An 18479-nucleotide genomic window follows, 5' to 3' on the forward strand; every position below is an offset into this window, starting at 1 on the left:
GCCGGCCCCTTGGTAGCCGGCACAGTGGCGGCGCTCGCGGCTCGCGGCGCCTACGCCGGGCTGCGGCGCAGGCCCCCGGCCGGGGAGAAGACCTGGACCCGCACCAACCACCGGGGCGAACTCGTCACGCTGCTTGAGGGCCCCGCGGTGGCGCTCGGCGTGGTCGCCGGGACCCTGGGCGCCAGCCGTCGTGACCTGGCGGTCACGACCGCAACCCTCGGCGCGCTCGGCTTCGGCGTGCTCGATGACCTGCGCGGCTCGGGCAAGCGCCGCGGACTGCGCGGGCATCTCGGGGCGCTCGCGCACGGCGAGGTCACCACCGGCGCCGTCAAGCTGGCCGGCCTGGCCGTCACCGGCCTGGGCGCCGCGCTCATCGACGGCGGCGACCCGGCGGACGTGGCGATCAACGCCGGGCTCATCGCCGGCGCCGCGAACCTGCTCAACCTTTTCGACCTGCGTCCCGGCCGTGCCATCAAGGTCGCCACCGGCACCGCCGCCCTCATCGCGGGCACCGCCGTGCTCGCCGGCGACGGCTCGCCGCGCGGCATCGCCGCCGTCGCCGCCCCGGCCGGCGCCGCGCTCGCCTTGCTGCCCGAGGACCTCGCCGAGCGGGCCATGCTCGGCGACGCGGGCGCCAACGCCCTCGGCGCCGCCCTCGGCGCGTCGGCGGCCCGGACGCTGCCGCGGCCCGCGCGCGCCGGCCTGCTGGTCGCGATCGTCGCGCTGACCCTGGCGAGCGAGAAGGTCAGCTTCACCCGGGTGATCGAGCGGACGCCCCCGTTGCGCTGGCTTGACATGCTCGGACGGCGTCCCGTGCCGCGCGCGGTACCGCTCACCAATGGCCCGCTCACCGGCGACCCGCTCACCGCGCCGCCTGTCCAGGCGGCTCCTGTCGCGGCGGACCAGGTCCACCGCGGCCAGCTGCCGATGATGACGACGCCCGCCTCGCGGCGCCGGCCGCCGGGTCGGCATCGCAGGGCGGCGGAGGGGGACAGCCGCAACCGTTCGGGCGGATGGATTTTGGCTTTGCTCAAGCCGCCAGCGCGACAGGAGCCGTGACCAGGGACTTGGCCGAGCGCGGCACGGCTCGGCGGCGCGGCCCGGGGATCGGGCGTGCCGCGGTGATGATCGGAGTCATCACCGTGCTCGCCCGGCTCGTCGGATTCGGCCGTCAGGTGGTGTTCGCGCACACGGTCGGCACCACCTGTCTCGGCACCGCCTACACCACCGCCAACATGGTGCCGAACATCATCTACGACATCGTCCTCGGCGGCGCGCTGACCTCGGTCGTCGTGCCCGTGCTGGCCGGGCCGGCCGGCACGGGACCCGGGGCGGGCGCGGAGTCTGGCGATGCGGCTCGTCGGATCTCCGGGGCGCTGCTCACCTGGACCGTCCTGCTGCTCGTCCCGGTCAGCGCGGCGCTCGCGCTGGCCGCGCACCCGATCGTCTCCATGCTGCTTTCCGGTGCCAGCGGCTGCGCCCGCGGCACGTTGACCAGCGTCGGCACCCGGATGCTCATCGTCTTCGCGCCGCAGGTGCTGCTGTACGGCCTGGCGGTCGTGCTGTACGGCATCCTGCAGTCGCACCGCCGGTTCGGCGCGCCCGCCCTGGCGCCGCTGCTGTCGTCACTCGTCGTGATCGGGGCGTATGCCGGCTTCGGGGCCGTCGGCGGCGCCTACGTGAACAAGCTCGGCGAACTGCCGCCGCGAGCCGAGTACCTGCTGTCCGGCGGCACGACGCTCGGCGTGCTCGCGCTGGTGCTCACCGCCATCATCCCGGTGTGGCGGCTGCACATCAGGTCAAGGCCCACCCTGCGTTTCCCGACCGGGGTGGGCTCGCGGGTCCGCCGTCTCGCCATGGCCGGGGTGGCCGCCCTGATCGCGCAGGATGCCTCGGTCGCCGTGGTTATCGTGCTCGCCAACCGCTACGGCACCGACGGGTCGCTGGTGATCTACGGGTTCGCGTGGGCCGTGTTCGTCGTGCCCTACGCGGTGCTCGCCATCCCGATCGCGACCAGTGCCTTCCCCGAGCTCTCCATGCACGACGCGCAGGCGGGCCCCGGGTTCGACGCGACCGCCGCCGCGTCCACCAGGGCCGCCCTTGTCGCCTCCTGGCTGGGCGCCGCGGTGCTCATCGGCGCACGCGAGCCCATCGCGCGCGTCTTCGAGTCGCGCTCGCCCGAGGGCACGTCGGTGCTCGCGCTCGCCCTCGCCGCCTTCGCGCTCGGCCTCGTCGGCTACGGCCTTTCCGCCAACCTGTCCCGCGTGCTTTACGCGCGCCGTCGCAACGGCGCGCCGGCCGCGGCCATCGCCGGCGGCTGGCTGCTCGTCCTCGTCGCGGATGTGCTCGTCGTGCCGTTCGTGCCCGCCCCGCGGGTGGTGCCGGTGCTCGGGCTCGGCACCACGTTCGGCCTGACGGTTTCCGGTATCGCCCTGCTCATCCTCGTCCGCCGCGAGCGCGGGCCAGCGGCGCTGCGCGGGGTGCCGAGGGCGTTTCTCGCCGGGCTCGCCGGGTGCGCGGCGGGGGCGGTCGCCGGCTCGGCGCTCAGCGCCTTCCTTCCGGCCGAGTCGGGGCTGCTCGTCAACGTCGGCCTGTCGGTGCTCGTGACGGTCGTGGTGGCCGGCGTGTTCGCGGTGGTTGTGCTCGGCCTCGACGGCGGTGACCTGCGCAGCGTCCTGTCCCAGCTGCGCAGGACACCGGTGCCGGACACCAGGCCGTCGGCGGACGCGTGACCGGTCCCGCCGTGACGAGCCACGCGGCGGTGACCTTCGTCATCGGCACCACGGCGGGCGGGACCGGGGCGCACGTGCGGATGCTCGCGGCGGGCCTCGCCGGCCGCGGCACGATGGTGACCGTCGCCGGGCCCTCGTCGGCGGACGCGCGCTTCGGCTTCGCGTCGCTGGCCGGGGTCACGTTCGTTCCGGTGGAGTTCGCAGTACGGCCGCGCGCGGGCGATCTCGCGGCGATCGCGCGGCTGCGGCGGACGCTGACCGGGGTGCGCCTGGTGCACGCGCACGGGCTGCGCGCCGGTGCGCTCACGGTGCTCGCGCTGGCCGGCCGCCGTGGTGCCAGTCGCCGCGGCGCCAGCTTGCGCGGCGCGGGCGTCGGCCGTGGCGGCGCGGGCGCCGGCCGCTTGAGCCTCGTCGTCACGGTGCACAACGCGCCGCCCGCCGGTCGAGCGGGCGCCCTGATCTATCGCCTGCTCGAGCAGATCGTCGCCCGGAGCGCCGACCTGATCCTTTGCGTCTCACCCGACCTGGAACGCCGGATGCGCGCCGCGGGCGCGCGCCGCATCGGCAGGGCGGTCGTCGCTGCCCCCCAGCGGCGCACCGCTGAACCGCAGGCCACGGAGCCACCAGCCGCGCACGGGCCCGCCGGCCTCCCGCCGGACCGCCCGCTCGTCCTCGCCGTCGGCCGCCTCGCACCGCAGAAAGGGTTCGCCACCCTCCTCGAGGCCGCCGCGACCTGGCAGGACCTGCGCCCAACGCCACTCCTGGCGATCGCGGGAGACGGCCCGCTCGCCGGCAGCCTTCGCGCAACGGCCGCGCCGCTCGGCGAGGGCGTGCGGTTCCTCGGCCAGCGCGATGACGTGCCGGCGCTGCTCGCCGCCGCACGCGTCTTCGTGCTGCCGAGCCGCTGGGAGGGACAGCCGCTGGTGCTCCAGCAGGCGCTGCGGGCGGGCACGGCCATCGTGGCTACCCGAACCGGCGGCATTCCGGCCCTGACCGGCGATGACGCGGCGCTGCTTGTCCAGCCGGGCGACGCCGCGGCGCTCGCCGCCGCGGTCCGCGAAGTGCTCGGCGACCAGGCGCTCGCGTCGCGACTGCGGGCCGCCGCCCGCGAGGCGGCCGCGACGTTGCCCAGTGAAAACGACGCGATCGAGGCCGCGCTCGCGTCATACGCCACCGCGGCGCTCGCGCTGAGCCGCCGCCAGGCACGCCGGTTCCTGCGCGATACTTGAGAACGTGCCCCTGCAATCCACCTGCCTGTGCCTGCTTGTCAGGGACGGCGCCGACGGCGTACGAGAGATCCTGCTCGGCCACAAGAAGACCGGCTTCGGCCGCGGCAAGATCGTCGCGCTCGGCGGTCACGTCGAGCCGGGCGAGTCGCCGGCGGTGGCCGCGGCGCGCGAGGTCAAGGAGGAATCCGGCCTCCTCGTCGCGGCGGACGCGCTGACCGAGTCGGCCCGCATCACGTTCCTGTTTCCCGAACGTCCCGCCTGGGACATGGAGGTGGCGGTCTTCTCCGCGACCGACTGGACCGGCGAGCCGGCGGAGACCGCCGAGATCCGGCCGTGCTGGTTCCCGGTCACCGCCCTGCCCTTCGACCGGATGTGGGACGACGGCAAGCGCTGGCTGCCCCGCGTGCTCGACGGCGAACGGCTGCGCGCCGCCTTCAGCTACGCGGCGGACAACGAGACCGTCGCGGCGGCGACGATCACGCCGCTGACCTGACTTCGCCATCGGCAGGCATCCCTAAAATAGGCAACACGAGTTGACCACGAGGAAACCCGGGAGCTCGCAAGCGCCGGGTTGCCCTCGCGCACCCGGAGGATTCCATGACTGAGAGCGACCCGCGCGTCACCGTCGACGGCTTCATCGGCCAGATCGACGCGACCCAGGTGCCGCGGTACGGCGGCGAGCCGACGTTCGCCAGGCTGCCGCGCCTGACCGACGTGCCCGCGGCCGACGTGGCCATCCTCGGCGTGCCGTTCGACTCCGGCGTGAGCTACCGCCCAGGCGCCAGGTTCGGCCCCGGCCACATCAGGGAGTCCTCCCGGCTGCTGCGCCCCTACAACCCGGCGGCCGACGTCTCGCCGTTCGCAGTGCAGCAGGTCGCGGACGCGGGCGACCTCGGCGTGAACCCGTTCAACATCGACGAGGCCATCGCCATGATCGAGCACGGCGCGCGCGGCTTGCTCGAGCCGGCGCCACGGCTGCTCACCCTCGGCGGCGACCACACGATCGCGCTGCCGCTGCTGCGCGCCATGCGGGCGACGCACGGCCCGGTCGCGGTCGTCCACTTCGACGCGCACCTGGACACCTGGGACACCTACTTCGGTGCCGCCTACACGCACGGCACCCCGTTCCGCCGCGCCTTCGAAGAGGGCCTGCTCGATCCCGAGGGCTGCCTGCACGTCGGCATCCGCGGCCCGCTCTACGGCGCCGACGACCTGGTCCGCGACGCCGACGTGGGCTTCCGCGTGCTCCCGGCGACCGAGGCCGACCAGCTGGGCACCGCGGGGATGATCGAGGCGATCGCGGCCCGCGTCGGCGACCGCCCGGTCTACGTCAGCGTCGACATCGACGTACTCGACCCCGCCTTCGCCCCCGGCACCGGCACCCCGGAGGCGGGCGGCCTGACCAGCCGCGAGCTCCTCGCCGTGCTGCGCTCCTTCGCCAGGCTCAACCTGGTCGGCGCGGACATCGTCGAGGTGGCACCCGCCTACGACCACGCCCAGATCACCGGCATCGCCGCCGCCCACGTCGGCTACGAGCTGCTGTCCGCGCTCGCACTGGGCAAGAATTAACGCAGGTCACCGCCGCTTTCACCAGCAATACTCGAAACGGGTTCTGTCTACTCCCCAAGCCGCAAGCGCGTGCGAATTTCGTTTTGCCTAACCGCGCGGACTACGCCACTGCTGAATCCCGCGATTAACTTCCGTTTACGACAATTTTTTTGGCATCGGTCGCGTCCAGCGGTACATGATCAAGCGAATTTCCTCTAATTTTGTCATGGTGCACCATCGGCAAAAGCGACCATGCGTTCTCACAGCAGTAAACGGGAGGTAGTTGTGAGCAAGGTTGGGAAAGCAGCCAAGGTCGGCACGCGCCGCAGACGAAGAGGGCTCCTCGCCGCCACCCTGCTGGCTGGCGCCTGCGCGATCCTGGGCTTCGCCGCGCCATCGGCGCTAGCCGCGCCCGGCCAGCCTGGGTCCGGCTATGGCGTGGGCCCGGTGACCGACGTGAGCAGTGCCTGCGGTGGCCAGAACGCCGAGACCGAGGAGGCCACGGCGCCGCCGGATTACGTCTACGTGGCATGGATCGGCTGCGGCGGTGAGGGCTTCGCCCGCTCAACCGACGGCGGCGCCCACTTCTCGAAGCCGATCACCCTGCCGGACTCCAGCGGCTCCGACGACCCCGCCGTGGCCGTGGCGTCCGACGGGACCCTGTACATTTCCTACCTCCGCTACCACGGCGTCTACGCCTACCCGGTCGTGGCGAGGTCCTTCAACCACGGGGCCACGTTCACCGCGGCCTCCCTCATCCCGCACCAAAAGGGCAACTGGGGTGACAGGGACTTCCTGGCCGCCGGCCCGCACGGCGCGGTATACGTCACCTGGGACTACGGGCCAAGCGCCAGCGACGTGAAGATCGTCTGCAGCCCGATCGGCAGCTGTGCCTACTCGGCGGTGGACGCCACCGCGGTCATCCAGAAGTCGACTGACCACGGGAAGACCTGGGGCCCGATCACCCCGATGCAGCCGGGATTCCCGGCAGGCGGAGGCTACGACGCTTCCGTTCTCGTCCAGCCCAATGGCGTGATCGACGCCCTGATATGGGGCCACCACCTCAACCCGGTCACCTTTGCCGTACAGCCCGGGCATGAGTACTTCACCTCCTCGCGGGACGGCGGTAAGACGTGGGCGCGAGCGGTGGAGGTGGGCAGCAGCGCCGGATCGATCGCCAAGCTCACCTGGTGGATCGACGGTGACCTGAGCATGGACCGGGCCGGGATCCTCTACGCCACCTGGGACACCCAGACGTCCGCCGGCGACATCGGCTGGCTCTCCTACTCGGTTAACCACGGCAAAACCTGGTCCAAGCCGCGCCGGGTGACGCAGGACAAGGACAACGCCGTGCACATCGTGGAGTCGGTGGGGGCGGACCCGGGCGTGGCCGACGTCGCCTGGCAGTCCGACAACTCGCCCAAGGGCTATGCGACCTTCCTGCGGCCGTTCTCCATCAAGAAGGGGTGGCTGGCGCCGGCCATCCGGGTGTCCAACGGGTTCGGCAACCCGAAGATCTGGCCGGGGGACACGTTCGGCCTCGCGCTGCTGCCAGCGGCGCACGGTAAATCCGCCCCGGAGCGAGTCGGCCTGACCTTCGGCAGCGCCATCGGAAAGTCCCCGAACTCGGAGATCTACGCCACGGTGGTCAGACTGCCGCATGCGCTCTCCTGGTGACGCTGCCGCCGGCCGTGGTGTTCGCGTGACCGGTTCCGGGTTTCCGCTGCCAGGGCGGCGGAAACCCGGAACAGCCAGTCCCGCGCCCCAGCGGGCACGCGCCGCTAACGGCCCGCGACTCACAGCGTGACCACGATCTTGCCGTGCACGTGCCGCCCGGCCTGCAGCGTGACGGCGTCGCGGATCCGCTCTACCGGGAAGGTCGCGGCGATCGGCACGGTGATCGCGCCGGCCAGGATCGCGTCGGTGATCCGCTGCACGGCATCCGGCCCCGCGTCGAAGCCGCCGGCGGCGCGCGCACCGCCGGGAGGGTTGGGGCCCGCGGCGATCGTGGAGATCCGCTCGGGCGGCACGCCGAGCGCCAGCGCGGCCTCGGCCGTCTCGGTGCCGAACAAGTCCGTCGCCGCGGTCACGCCGCCGGCCGTCAGCGCCTTAACCCGGTCCGCGAGCCCCGGGCCGTATGCCACGGGCTCGGCGCCGAGCTGCCGCAGGAAATCGAAGGTGCCCGCCGAGGCGGTGCCGATCACGGTGGCGCCCGCGAGCTTCGCGAGCTGCACGGCGAAGACGCCGACGCCGCCGGCGGCGCCGCCGATCAGCACGGTGTCGCCGGACCGCAGGCCGATCGCCGCCAGCGCCGCGACGGCGGTGAGGCCCGCCACCGGCAGCGTGCTCGCCACCTCGTCGCTGATGCCGTCGGGCGTATGAAAGAGTGCCTCGACCGCCGAGGCAGGCGTCCTGACGACCACGAAGTCGGCCACGGCTCTGCCCAGCGCGCCGCCGAAGACGCGGTCGCCCACGGCGAAGCCGTCGCCGTTGGCCTCATCGACAACACCGGCGAAGTCGTACCCGAAGCCAGACGGCACCGTGATGCCGAACCGCGCCGCCGCCTCGGGCCGCGAGGCGATGGCCCCGTCCATCGGGTTCAGCCCGGCCGCCGTCACGTGGACTCGGACCTCGCCAGGGCCGGCGTGCGGTTCCGTCACTTCTCGCAGCTCCAGGACCTCGGGACCTCCGAACGTCTCATACATGACAGCTCGGCTCATGGCGGGCCTCCAGCAGGAAGGTGATGGGACTTGGTCCCATCACTATATATCAGTGATGGGACCAAGTGCCGTAAGCTGTGTCCCATGGCTCGCTGGCAACCGAACGCGACAGAGCGGCTAGCCGTGGCCGCTCTCGAACTGTTCGCGGAGCGGGGCTATGAGAACACGACCGTGATCGACATCGCGCAGCGCGCGGGACTGACGAAGAGCACCTTCTTCCGGCACTTCCAGGACAAGCGAGAAGTGCTCTTTGGCGGCGGCACGATGGCCGGACTTGTCGCCGACGCGATCGCCGCGGCGCCGGCGACCGCGACCCCGCTCGACGCGGTGGCTCATGCGCTGGACGCGCTCGGGCAGCAGGTCTTCACGCAAGACCGCCGCGCATTCGTGGCCCGCAGGCGGGCGGTGATCGCGGCCACCCCGGAACTGCGGGAGCGCGAAGCGCTGAAGGGCCTCGGCCTCATCGCGTCAATGGCCGGCGCGCTCAAGCGGCGCGGCGCTTCCGACCTGACCGCGTCGGTGGCCGCCGAGCTTGGCGCGCTCGCCTGGGAGATCGCCTACCAGCGCTGGACCGCCGCGGCCGACGGCGACGACTTCAGCCGGCTCGCGCGGCGGGCAATCGACGAGGTGCAAGCGGCAAGTTCCGCGGTCACGGGCTAATGAAGGCCGTCACCGAGTCGAGGAACGCGTCGAGGTGGGCCGCGAACTCCGGCCGGGGCGCCTCCGGGCAGCCGGGCAACTCCACCGCGGCGGGCAGCACGCGAAGCAGTGTGTCGACCGCGGACCTGGGGTGCAGCGGGGTCGGTGGCACCGCGGGAACGATGCCCGCAGGCAGCCCGAGGCTGCGCAGCTCCGCATCGCTGGCGCTCGGCAGGGTCCCCGTCCCGAGCAGCGCGTCGAGCGTCTTACCTTTCGCCCCAAGTCGGCTCAGCCCCGCTCGGAACCGGATCGCGGTGAACTGATCCGCGATGGACGCCGGCCAGGCGAGCACCAACCGCCCAGCCAGTCCGGGAAAGTCGAGCGCCAGCCGAACCGCCGCCGCGCAGCCGAACGATCCGGCGAGCACGGTGAGCGACGGCCCGGCGAGACCCCCGGCCCGCACCGCGGCCGCGAGGTGCGCGGCTTCGGCCGCCCAGTCCGGCGCTCGCCTGAGCCGGTCCGGCGCGGTCACTGCGAAGCCTCGACGCTCGAGGCCGTCAATCACCCCGGTCCGCCGCCAGAACCAGTCGGCCCCGATGTCCTCCCAGAGTCCGCCGTGCACAAGCAGCACGCTCACGCCTGCGTCGCCGCCCAGCGCCGCCGCATTTCCGCGAGACCGTCCGGCGTCGGCGACCCGTACAGCCGCAGCCGCGCCACGCCGCCGTCGGGAAAGACATCGAGCCGGACGAGGTCGCACGCCTCCGCCTGACTCAGCCGGAACCGGTGCACCGTGTCCGGCAGCAATGCCGTCCGTGGCAGCAGCTCCGTCCACGACGAGTCCTGCTCCCAGTCACCGCCGGCGTAGCCGCGAAGCGAGGCCATGCCGGGGGAGTTGCCGATATAGCCGGAGGTGTCGATCTCCGCCAGCGACACGAAGGCGGGCGCCGCGAACCCCACGATCAGCCACTCGTTCCCGTCGGAGCGCCGCCGCCTGGTCTCCCATCCCTCGCCCATCACCCGCGACAGCCCGGGCGAGATCGCGTTGCGCGGAGAGGAGTAGAACCGGTCGCTGCACGCCCGCACGTCGCCGCCGTTCTCCAGCGCCGCCAGGTCGAATGTCAGCCCGTCGAGCAGCGCGGGATCGGGCACCACCTCGCCGTGCACGCGCAGCCGGGCCACGCCGCCGTCGGGGTAGATCGTCAGACGCACATGCGAGAACCGCGGCCCGGGCGCGACCGTGAACACGTGCCGTGCGTCGCCCGTCAGGGGTGACCTGGGCACGATCTCCGTCCACTGAGCCGATGCAAGGGAGGCAGCCGGCGCGTACCCGGCCAGGTAGCATCCCTCCACCGAGCAGGCCTGCGGGAAGTTCCCCGTGAAGTGCGCGGTGTCGACGATCACCGCGTGCACCACCCCGGGCGCGCCGAGCCGCACGATCGCCCAGTCATGCTCATCGGCCGCGGGCAGCCCCCCAGCGGGAGAGCGCCGCCGCCGGGTCTCCCACCCGTCGTACACCTGCCCCTTATGCCCGAACGTCGCCGGCCGGAACGTGGCCGTGCCTGGCTTGATCAGGTTCTCCTTCTCCGCGAAGAACTCATCGGACGCCGCCACCACCGAGCCGCGCAGCGCCCGCGAGGCGAGATCGGGGAAGGCCAGTGCGCCAGAGGCGTCGTCAGTGCTCAAGCGGCTCGCCTCCGCGTGCAAGCAGCCGCCCGCGAGGCGGGTCGGCGGGCGTCACCTCGACGCCGCCCAGCCACACCCGTGACACCCGCCCGGTCAGCGTCCGCCCCTCGTACGGCGTCACCGGATGCCGGTGCAGGAGCTCCGCGCCCCGCACGTCCCACGAAACGTCCGGATCGAAGGCCACCAGGTCCGCGTCGCACCCCACCGCGATCCGCCCCTTGGTCGGCAGGCCGGCGAGCGAGGCGGGGAACGCGGCCATCCACCGCGCCACGTCGGCCAGCGTGAACCCGCGGCGCCGCGCCACCGTCCAGATCACCGACAGCCCGAGCTGAAGCGAGGAGATCCCGCCCCACGCGGTCCGGAAATCCCCGTCCGGCAGCCCCTTGAGGGCGGGCGTGCACGGCGAATGGTCGGACACCACCCCGTCGATGGCGCCGTCGCCGAGCGCCCGCCACAGCGCCTCCCTGTTGACCGCGTACCGGACGGGCGGGCAGCACTTGAACTCGGTGTGCCCCGGCTGCACCTCCTCGGCCGCGAAGAACAGGTAGTGCGGGCACGTCTCCGCCGACAGGTCGATCCCCGCCGCCTTCGCGGAAGAGATCAGCGCGGCGCACTCGCCCGCGGCCAGGTGCACGATGTGCGCGCGGGCGCCGGAGAAGGCGGCCGCTGAGATCACCGTCTCGATCGCCCGCCGCTCCGCCACCGGCGGCCGCGACGCGACGAACTCGCCGTAGGACGACCCGGCGGGCGGGCGCACCTCGGCGGGGTCCTCGGCGTGCACGATCATCGGCGCGCCGGAGGCGGCGAGCGCCTTCATCGCGGCCCGCAGCTCCGCCCGCGACAGCGGCGGGAACTCGGGCAGACCCGAATCGATGAGGAAGCACTTGAACCCGACCACGCCCGCGTCGAGCATCGGCCCGATCGACTCGGCGTTGCCGGGCACCGCGCCGCCCCAGAACGCCACGTCGACCGCGCACTGCCCGTCCGCCGCCGCCACCTTGGCGCGCAGCGCGTCCACCGTGGTGGTGGCGGGCGATGAGTTCAGCGGCATGTCGCAGATCGTGGTGACACCGCCCGCGAGCGCCGCCCGCGTCGCGGACGCGAACCCCTCCCACTCGGTCCGCCCCGGCTCGTTCACGTGCACGTGCGAGTCCACGAGCCCGGGCAGCAGCGGAAGGTCACCGAGGTCGACGGTGCGGTCCGCCTCCCGCTGCAGGTCGTAGTCACCGACCTCCTCAATCCGGCCATCCCGAACGAATACGGCTGCCTCCGTCACCCCACCGGGCAGCACCATTCGCCGGGACCTGATCAGCAGCGTCTCGCTCATAGCCAGCCGAAGCTTGTCGCGGAGTCGGCCGGGTCGACGGGCACGTACTCGAGCCCCACCCACCCGTCATACCCCTGGCCGGCGAGCTGCCGGAACAGCGGCTCGAAGTCAAGCGTCCCGGTCCCCGGCGCCCCGCGCCCCGGCGGGTCGGCGACCTGCACATGCCGGATCCTCTCCCGGCAGTCCGAGAGCACGTCAGCCACGTCTTCCCCCATCTTCGCCAGGTGGTACAGGTCGGCGAGGAAACCCACGTTCCCCGCCCCGGTCGCCTCGATCACCGCCAGTGCCTTGTCGCTCGTGTCGACGGGAAAGCCCGGGATATCGACCGAGTTGATCGCCTCAACGAGCACCGAGGCCCCGATCCCCGCCGCCGCCCGCGCCGCGAACGCCAGGTTCTCGATCGCGACCGCGTCCTGCTCCGCGCCGTGCGCCCCCGGCACCCGCAGCCCGTACGGTGCGTTCAGCCTGGTGCACCCCGTCCGTGCCGCGATGTCCACGCACGCAGCGACATTCTCCCTGAATTCTCGCGTCCGCGCTGGATGCGACACGATGCCGCGGTCTCCAGCCGCCATGTCTCCAGTATGGAAATTAAGCGAAACCAGCTCAAGGCCGGCATCCGCGATCGATCGCACGAAGGCGTCAGCCTCCGCATCGGACGGCGCCATGGCATCCCAGGGCCACCAGAACTCGACCCCGCCGAACCCCGCCGCCTTCGCGGCGTCCGCCCGCCGCACCAGCGGCAGCTCGGCGTAGAGGATCGAGCAGTTAACGTCAAACCGCAGCCCGTACGTCCGCACCCGCCCAGTTTGTCACGTGCGGACGCCCTGATCTTCGGCCACGACCCCGGCAAGCGGACCGCTGCCTCGGTCTTGACGTCTGATGGACAATCGACGTGGGGGTGAAGGAGGCCCTGATGGTGCTCGCCGGACGCCGCTCGCTCGCCGTGGCGGCCACGATCCTGTCCCTGGCGGCTGCGGCGGGATGCGCGGCGCGGGCCGGCGGCTCACTGACGTCCGCCGGCGGCTCACCGCAGTCCGCCGCGGCGCAGGCGACCCGGCCTCAAGCCCCGGCTGCCGCGCCATCGGCTTCCGTTTCGCCTACTCCCAGCGTGCCCGCAGGGGTGAACGTCGCCGCCTTCGATGCCCTCGCCCGGCGGGAGGCAACCGCCTGGGCCAGGTCGCCGCTCGCCAAGGAATGGCAGACCGGCCTTGTGGTCTTCATACCCGACGAGCTGACCTCCGGTCCCAGCACGGGGTTCCCGTCGCTCGCGGCCAAGGAGGCCTTCGGCAACGGCGACCTCGTCTTCACCGGGCCGCCGCCGTCAAGCGCGCCGGCCGGCATCGTCACCTGGCCCGACGGCTCGAGCATCAAGGTGCCCGTGCTCAGCGAGCCGGCGGCCTTCGGCAAGCTGACGAGCAGCAGGCAATGCCCGTCCTGCGTGACCACGCCGCTGTCCGTGACGGCCGTCCGGCCCACCACCCTCGCCGTAGCGACGAGCCGCGGACGCGCCCAGGTGCCCGCCTGGGCGTTCACGATCGAGGGCGTATCCGCCCCGGTCATCCAGGCGGCTCTCCCGCCAGGCAGCTACGTCATCCCGGGCAGCCAGGACACGCCCTCGCGCAACGCACTCGGTCGCCTTGGCGCCGAGTTCGTCGGCGCGTTCGCGCCGATCATCTCCGCCGACGGGCGGGCGCTGACCCTGCGGCTCCCGGGAGGCTTCTGCGACACGACCTGGGGCGCCCTCGACGACGAGGTCGGCGGTGCCGTGGTGGTCGGCGGCTGGATGCACAACCCGCACCCCCATGGGGGGTGCCTGGCGGTGCTGGTCATGCGCACGGCGACAGTCGCGCTGAGTGTGCCCCTGGCAGGCCGGGTGATCATAGACGCGGCCACGGGGCAGCCGGTGAGACTGGAGCCCCTCACCCCCGCGCCAGGACGCAGCTGAGCGGTGGCGAAACCGCGGGGTCGCGCGTAGGTTCGGGTTGGGCAGACTTTCCTAGCGCAGTGGAGGGAAACATGACGGCAGACGCGCAGGACCGTGAGGACGTGCAGTTCTGGTTCGATCCGCTGTGCCCGTGGGCGTGGATCACCTCCCGCTGGATGCACGAGGTGGAGAAGGTCCGGCCGGTGCGGACCGAGTGGAAGATCATGTCGCTGGCCTACCTGAACCTCGTGCAGCACGAGGGCAAGGGGCTGAACGAGGAGTACCTGGAGCGGATGGCACGGGCGTGGGGCCCGGTGCGGATCTGCGCGGCGGCCGCCGCCGACGCGGGGCCCGGCATCCTCGGCCCGCTGTACACCGCGATCGGTACCAGGTTCCACAACCAGGGCCGCCGCGAGGACCCCGCGGTGCTCACCGAGGCGCTGCAGGAGGCAGGGCTGCCGGAGTGGCTAGTCGACGCCGCGGAGACCGACGAGTTCGACGAGGCGATCAAGAAGTCGCACCACGAGGCGTTCGACCAGGTCGGCCTCGACGTCGGCACCCCGGTGCTGCGGATCCGCGGCAAGGCGCTGTTCGGCCCGGTGATCACCCCCGCGCCGAAGGGCGAGGCGGCGGGCGAACTGTGGGACGGCCTGGTGCTTGTGTCCAAGGCGGACGGCTTCTTCGAGCTCAAGCGTTCCCGCGACCGCGCACCCTCCTTCGAATGAATGGCCTGGGTGCCCGGGGTCGCCGGGACCGAGGCACGCACCACGGGACAGCCCGCATCCGAGCGGGGTCCGCAATCCTTACCGCCCTCCCACGCGGCTAGCCACGCCAGTCCCGGCTCACTTGTGGTCACATGAGGGGGTTGTATTCTCTTGCGATGGGTTCCAGGGGCAGGCGACGTGTGGCGCTGTGGGGTGGCCTTCTCGCGGGCCTAGGGCTGGGCGCATGCCTGGCGATTTCACTGCACGTCTTCGAGACAGCCAACTCAGCGGCGCAGTCGTTGTACCCGAGCATGGGGTCGACTGTGTTCTGGGTGCTCTTCTTCAGTGGCTCGTCCGGCCTCGGGCTCGGCCTGGTGGCCTGCGCGCTGATCCGCAGCGAGAACGTGCAGCAGGCGGGAGAACCAAGCTCGCAGACAGGCCCGAAACCTGAACGAAGAATCCTCGGGCTTCGTATCGACAGTTGACATCCCGCGTTTTCGCGTCAAGAGACGCAGGCCGCGTTCTTCCTCGGCTGCCGCGTGACTGCCTGTGCCGTCGGTCCGGCCGGGGAGCTCCCGCCTTTCTTGCTCAATAACAGCAAGAAGTCGTTCGTGATCTTGGAAACTTTTCTCCTGATGGAAACAAAAACCCCGATCCGGGGGAAAAGTTTCCACGGTAATCAAAAGTTCCAAGATCATTGCTAGGCCGCACCCGCGCAGGCCCTGATAACAGCAACAAGCGCTTGCGCCAGCCATAATGCATAAAACGTCAATCCAGCCCTTGGATGCGCGCGGCCGCCACCGCGTGCGCGCGCAGCTTCTCCTCGACGCCGGGCAGCGTCAGCGCACCGTCCCTGACGAGCGTCCGCCCCGCGACGACGGTGTGCCTGGCCGCCACCGGCCCGCAGCGCAGCCACGCCTCGACCGGGTCGACGAGGGCCCCGGCGTACGCCACCCCCACTTGCGGCCAGCAGACCAGGTCGCCGGCGGCGCCGACGGAAAGCTCGCCGATCTCGCCGGAACGCCCAAGGCAAGAAGCACCGCCGCGCGTGGCGATGTCAAGGACGGTCCGCCCGTCCATCCCGGTCGGGCCGAGCCGCTGCCGCCCGAGCAGCAGCGCCGCCCGGGACTCGATCCACAGCGATGCGCTGTCGGTCGAGGCGGACCCGTCGCAGCCGAGCCCGACAGGCACCCCGGCCGCGCGGAACTCCCGCACCGGCGCGAACCCGCCGCCGCCGATCAGCATGTTGGACGACGGGCAGTGCGCGACCCCGACACCGGCCGAGCCGAGCCGGGAAACCTCGGCGGGCGAGGGGTAGATGCAGTGCGCCACCCAGGACCGGGAGGTAAGCCAGCCGACCTCCTCGAACTGCTCCACCGGCCGCCGCCCGAACCGTTCCAGGCAGTACGTGTCCTCGTCCGGGTCTTCCGCCAGGTGCGTGTGCAGCCGCACGTCGAGCTTCTCCGCAAGCTCCGCGGTGCGAAGCATCAGGGCGGGCGAGACGGAGAACGGCGAGCATGGCGCGAGCGCCACCCGCACCATCGCGCCGAACGACGGGTCGTGGTGCAGCTTCACCAGGCGCTCGCTGTCGGCCAGCACCTCGTCGTCGTCCTGCACCACCGAGTCGGGCGGCAGCCCGCCGTCCTTCACCGACAGGGTCATCGACCCGCGCGTCGGGTGGAACCGCAGTCCGACCTCCCGTGCCGCGGTGATCTCCGCGGTCCACAGGTCGCCGCCGCCGCGCGGCGCGACGTACAGGTGATCGGTCGTGGTCGTGCACCCGCCGAGCGCCAGCTCGGCCAGCCCGACCCAGGCGGACAGGTACGCGGCCTCCTCGTCGATCTTCGCCCACAGCGGGTACAGCGCGGTGAGCCAGGAGAACAGCGACCCGTTGATCGCCGGGCCGTAGGACCTGGTGAGGTTCTGGTAGATGTGGTGGTGGGTGTTGATCAGGCCGGGCGTCACCAGGCACCCGGCGGCGTCGAGAACCTCGGCCGCCTCCGGCTGCGGATCGCCGGCGGCGCCCACGCCGGACACGAGACCGCCGGTGATCGCGACCCACCCTCCGGCGAGCTCGCGCCCGGCCGCGTCGCAGGTCGCCACCAGCTTTGCGTTGCGCACCAGCAGGTCAGCCCGGTCGTTCATGAGTCGCCCCCAACATCAAAGTCAACACCACAACCATCATCCCGAACGGGTTCGTGCTTCGCCTTCCCCCGTAACCGCTTCGCCCCGCCCCGTCGGCGCCACGGCCGGGTCCCATCTTTCCCGCGATCCCCGTTGAACACCACCCGCGACCAGGCCGCTCTCTGCTACTAGGCTGCACTGTGCGGCTAAGCCGCACCGCGCAGCGAAAAGCGCGCGAGTACCGCGGACTCGGCGATCGCGATCACGTTGTACAGCAGCACCGACACCCCGGTGAGCAGCGCGACGGACGCCCAGATGTCGACGTAGTTGAACGAGTTCGCGTCCTGCAGCATGCCGTAGCCCATGCCCTGCCCGGTGGCTAGCCACTCGGCGAGCATCGCGCCGATCACCGCGCCGGGCACCGCGATCCGCGCCGAGGCGAACAGGGCGGGCAGCGCGGAGGGCAGCATGACCTTGCGCGCGACCGCCAGCGTGCCGCCGCCGTAGGCGCGGACCAGGTCCGCCGACTGCCGGGACGCGGACCGCAGCCCGAACGTCATCGTGACAAGCGCGGGGAAGAAGACCACGATGCCGGAGATGACGGTCGTGGCGAGGATGCCCCGGCCGAAGACCAGCGTGAGCACCGGCGTCATCGCCACGAGCGGCACCGACCTGACGAGCACCGCCAGCGGCAGCAGCATCCCGGCGACAAGCCGGGACAGCACGAACGACAGTGCCACGACGACCGCCGCGAACAGGCCGCCGACGAAGCCGAGCACCGCGTCGAACAGGGTGCGCCCAAGGCCGCCCCACACCGACTGCGCGCCCGACCCGGCGTTCGCTCCGTGGATCAGGTAGCTCCACACATCGGCGGGCGTCTTCGCGATCAGCGGGTCCAGGTTGAACGCCGCGACGAACGCCCACCACAGGCCGATGATCACCGCCAGCGTGACGAGCGCGTTGAGCAGCGGGCGTGCCAGCCGCAGGAGTCTCCCGGGGGGACGACCCCCCGTACCCCCCGATGCGCGCCCGATGGCAGAAACCGCCATCGTATCGGGCGCGTCGACGGCACCTCCGCTGCCGCTCACAAGTCACCTCCGGAGAGCGTTGTGGCACGCGACCAGGGCAGTGCCAGGCGGGCGAGCAGCGCGGTCAGCCCGTAGCCGAGCCCGGCGACCAGGCCGGAGACGAGCGCGATGCCCCAGGTCCGCGGCACCTCGACGGCCGCCTCGCTGACCGTCATCGCGACGCCAAGCCCGATGTCGATGTGCCCGAGGTACTCGCCGATGATCGCGCCGAGCAGGGCGGCGGGCGCGGAGATCTTCAGCGCGGCGAGGGTGGCAGGCAGCGCGGACATCAGCCGGACCTTGGCCAGCTCGGCCCGCCGCCCGCCGCCGTAGGCGCGGACGACGTCGAGCGTGACCGGGTCGGCGGACCTGAGCCCGAGCAGCGCGCCGATCAGCGAGGTGAAGAAGACCGACAGTGCGGCGATGGTGATCATCGGCGCGTCGCCAGTGAGCAGCAGCGAAAGGATCGGGCCGATCGCCACCAGCGGCAGGCAGTAGGACGCCACCGCGAGCTGCACGACAAGCCGCTCCAGCCAGGGGACGAGCAGCACCAGCGCGGCGCAGACGAGCGCGAGGCCGTTGCCAATCAGGTAGCCGCGCAGCGCCTCGCCGAGCGTGGCGGCGATGAGCGGCTGATAGAACGACCAGCCGTCGTTGCCGAGCTGCGACAGCACCGCCCACGGGGTCGGCACGCCGGACCCGTTGCCGGAGAACACCGTGACGGCGAGCACGGCCCAGATCGCGAGCAGCACGACGATGCCGGTCAGCGACATCAGCCAAGA

General features: G+C 72.1%; 18 protein-coding genes. 10 read left to right on the top strand and 8 right to left on the bottom strand.

The genetic code is table 11. The features are described from left to right. Positions 1-9 precede the first annotated feature (9 nt). From EAS64_RS40405 to EAS64_RS40430, 6 genes are all read left to right on the top strand, one after another. Positions 10-1059: a hypothetical protein gene (locus EAS64_RS40405; protein ID WP_246116117.1), complete on the top strand. Its 1050-nt coding sequence runs from the start codon at positions 10-12 to the stop codon at positions 1057-1059. Then, positions 1056-2732, top strand: a complete 1677-nt coding sequence (gene murJ, locus EAS64_RS40410; protein WP_246116118.1) for a murein biosynthesis integral membrane protein MurJ — start codon at positions 1056-1058, stop codon at positions 2730-2732. The genes EAS64_RS40405 and murJ overlap by 4 nt, the downstream gene beginning before the upstream one ends. Beyond that, positions 2729-3961: a glycosyltransferase family 4 protein gene (locus EAS64_RS40415; protein WP_246116119.1), complete on the top strand. Its 1233-nt coding sequence runs from the start codon at positions 2729-2731 to the stop codon at positions 3959-3961. Before murJ ends, EAS64_RS40415 begins: the two co-directional genes overlap by 4 nt. A 4-nt stretch (positions 3962-3965) precedes the next feature. After that, complete coding sequence (locus tag EAS64_RS40420) at positions 3966-4454, top strand: 8-oxo-dGTP diphosphatase (protein ID WP_145862009.1); 489 nt, start codon at positions 3966-3968, stop codon at positions 4452-4454. Between the two features lie 104 nt (positions 4455-4558). After that, entirely contained in the window at positions 4559-5530 is a 972-nt protein-coding gene (speB, locus tag EAS64_RS40425; RefSeq protein WP_145862010.1) for an agmatinase, read from the top strand. A gap of 264 nt (positions 5531-5794) precedes the next feature. Next, positions 5795-7186, top strand: coding sequence for a sialidase family protein (locus EAS64_RS40430; protein ID WP_145862011.1), 1392 nt, complete (start codon positions 5795-5797; stop codon positions 7184-7186). Positions 7187-7305: 119 nt separating this feature from the next. Here the strand turns inward: EAS64_RS40430 and EAS64_RS40435 are convergent, their stop codons facing one another. Next, positions 7306-8229, bottom strand: a complete 924-nt coding sequence (locus EAS64_RS40435; protein ID WP_145862012.1) for an NADP-dependent oxidoreductase — start codon at positions 8227-8229, stop codon at positions 7306-7308. A gap of 84 nt (positions 8230-8313) precedes the next feature. Between EAS64_RS40435 and EAS64_RS40440 the strand changes: the two genes are divergently transcribed. Next, complete coding sequence (locus EAS64_RS40440; protein WP_145862013.1) at positions 8314-8889, top strand: TetR/AcrR family transcriptional regulator; 576 nt, start codon at positions 8314-8316, stop codon at positions 8887-8889. Here EAS64_RS40440 and EAS64_RS40445 read toward each other — a convergent pair. From EAS64_RS40445 to EAS64_RS40460, 4 genes are read right to left on the bottom strand one after another with little or no spacing between them, the layout of a single operon-like run. Further along, positions 8879-9505: an alpha/beta fold hydrolase gene (locus EAS64_RS40445; RefSeq protein WP_222849982.1), complete on the bottom strand. Its 627-nt coding sequence runs from the start codon at positions 9503-9505 to the stop codon at positions 8879-8881. The genes EAS64_RS40440 and EAS64_RS40445 overlap by 11 nt on opposite strands. Then, complete coding sequence (gene alc, locus EAS64_RS40450) at positions 9502-10551, bottom strand: allantoicase (RefSeq protein ID WP_145862014.1); 1050 nt, start codon at positions 10549-10551, stop codon at positions 9502-9504. Before alc ends, EAS64_RS40445 begins: the two co-directional genes overlap by 4 nt. Further along, a complete protein-coding gene (allB, locus tag EAS64_RS40455) occupies positions 10541-11878 on the bottom strand; it encodes an allantoinase AllB (RefSeq protein WP_145862015.1) in 1338 nt (445 codons plus the stop codon). Before allB ends, alc begins: the two co-directional genes overlap by 11 nt. After that, complete coding sequence (locus EAS64_RS40460; RefSeq protein ID WP_222849983.1) at positions 11875-12675, bottom strand: hydroxypyruvate isomerase family protein; 801 nt, start codon at positions 12673-12675, stop codon at positions 11875-11877. Before EAS64_RS40460 ends, allB begins: the two co-directional genes overlap by 4 nt. Positions 12676-12770: 95 nt before the next feature. On the opposite strand from EAS64_RS40460, the gene EAS64_RS40465 reads away from it, so the two are divergent. The 3 genes from EAS64_RS40465 (at position 12771) to EAS64_RS40475 (ending at position 14991) form a co-directional block, all read left to right on the top strand. Next, positions 12771-13823, top strand: a complete 1053-nt coding sequence (locus EAS64_RS40465; protein WP_145862016.1) for a hypothetical protein — start codon at positions 12771-12773, stop codon at positions 13821-13823. A gap of 71 nt (positions 13824-13894) precedes the next feature. Continuing rightward, positions 13895-14527, top strand: a complete 633-nt coding sequence (locus EAS64_RS40470; protein ID WP_145862017.1) for a mycothiol-dependent nitroreductase Rv2466c family protein — start codon at positions 13895-13897, stop codon at positions 14525-14527. A gap of 155 nt (positions 14528-14682) precedes the next feature. Next, on the top strand, positions 14683-14991 hold the full coding sequence (locus EAS64_RS40475; RefSeq protein WP_145862018.1) for a hypothetical protein: 309 nt from the start codon (positions 14683-14685) through the stop codon (positions 14989-14991). Between the two features lie 283 nt (positions 14992-15274). On the opposite strand, the gene EAS64_RS40480 is transcribed toward EAS64_RS40475, so the two are convergent. From EAS64_RS40480 to EAS64_RS40490, 3 genes are all read right to left on the bottom strand, one after another. Next, positions 15275-16651: an 8-oxoguanine deaminase gene (locus EAS64_RS40480; RefSeq protein WP_145862019.1), complete on the bottom strand. Its 1377-nt coding sequence runs from the start codon at positions 16649-16651 to the stop codon at positions 15275-15277. A gap of 185 nt (positions 16652-16836) precedes the next feature. Beyond that, positions 16837-17718: an ABC transporter permease gene (locus EAS64_RS40485; protein WP_222849984.1), complete on the bottom strand. Its 882-nt coding sequence runs from the start codon at positions 17716-17718 to the stop codon at positions 16837-16839. Then, complete coding sequence (locus tag EAS64_RS40490) at positions 17715-18470, bottom strand: ABC transporter permease (RefSeq protein WP_145862020.1); 756 nt, start codon at positions 18468-18470, stop codon at positions 17715-17717. The genes EAS64_RS40485 and EAS64_RS40490 overlap by 4 nt, the downstream gene beginning before the upstream one ends. Positions 18471-18479: the final 9 nt, after the last annotated feature.

The organism is Trebonia kvetii, from assembly GCF_007827045.1.
Lineage (GTDB): Bacteria > Actinomycetota > Actinomycetes > Streptosporangiales > Streptosporangiaceae > Trebonia > Trebonia kvetii.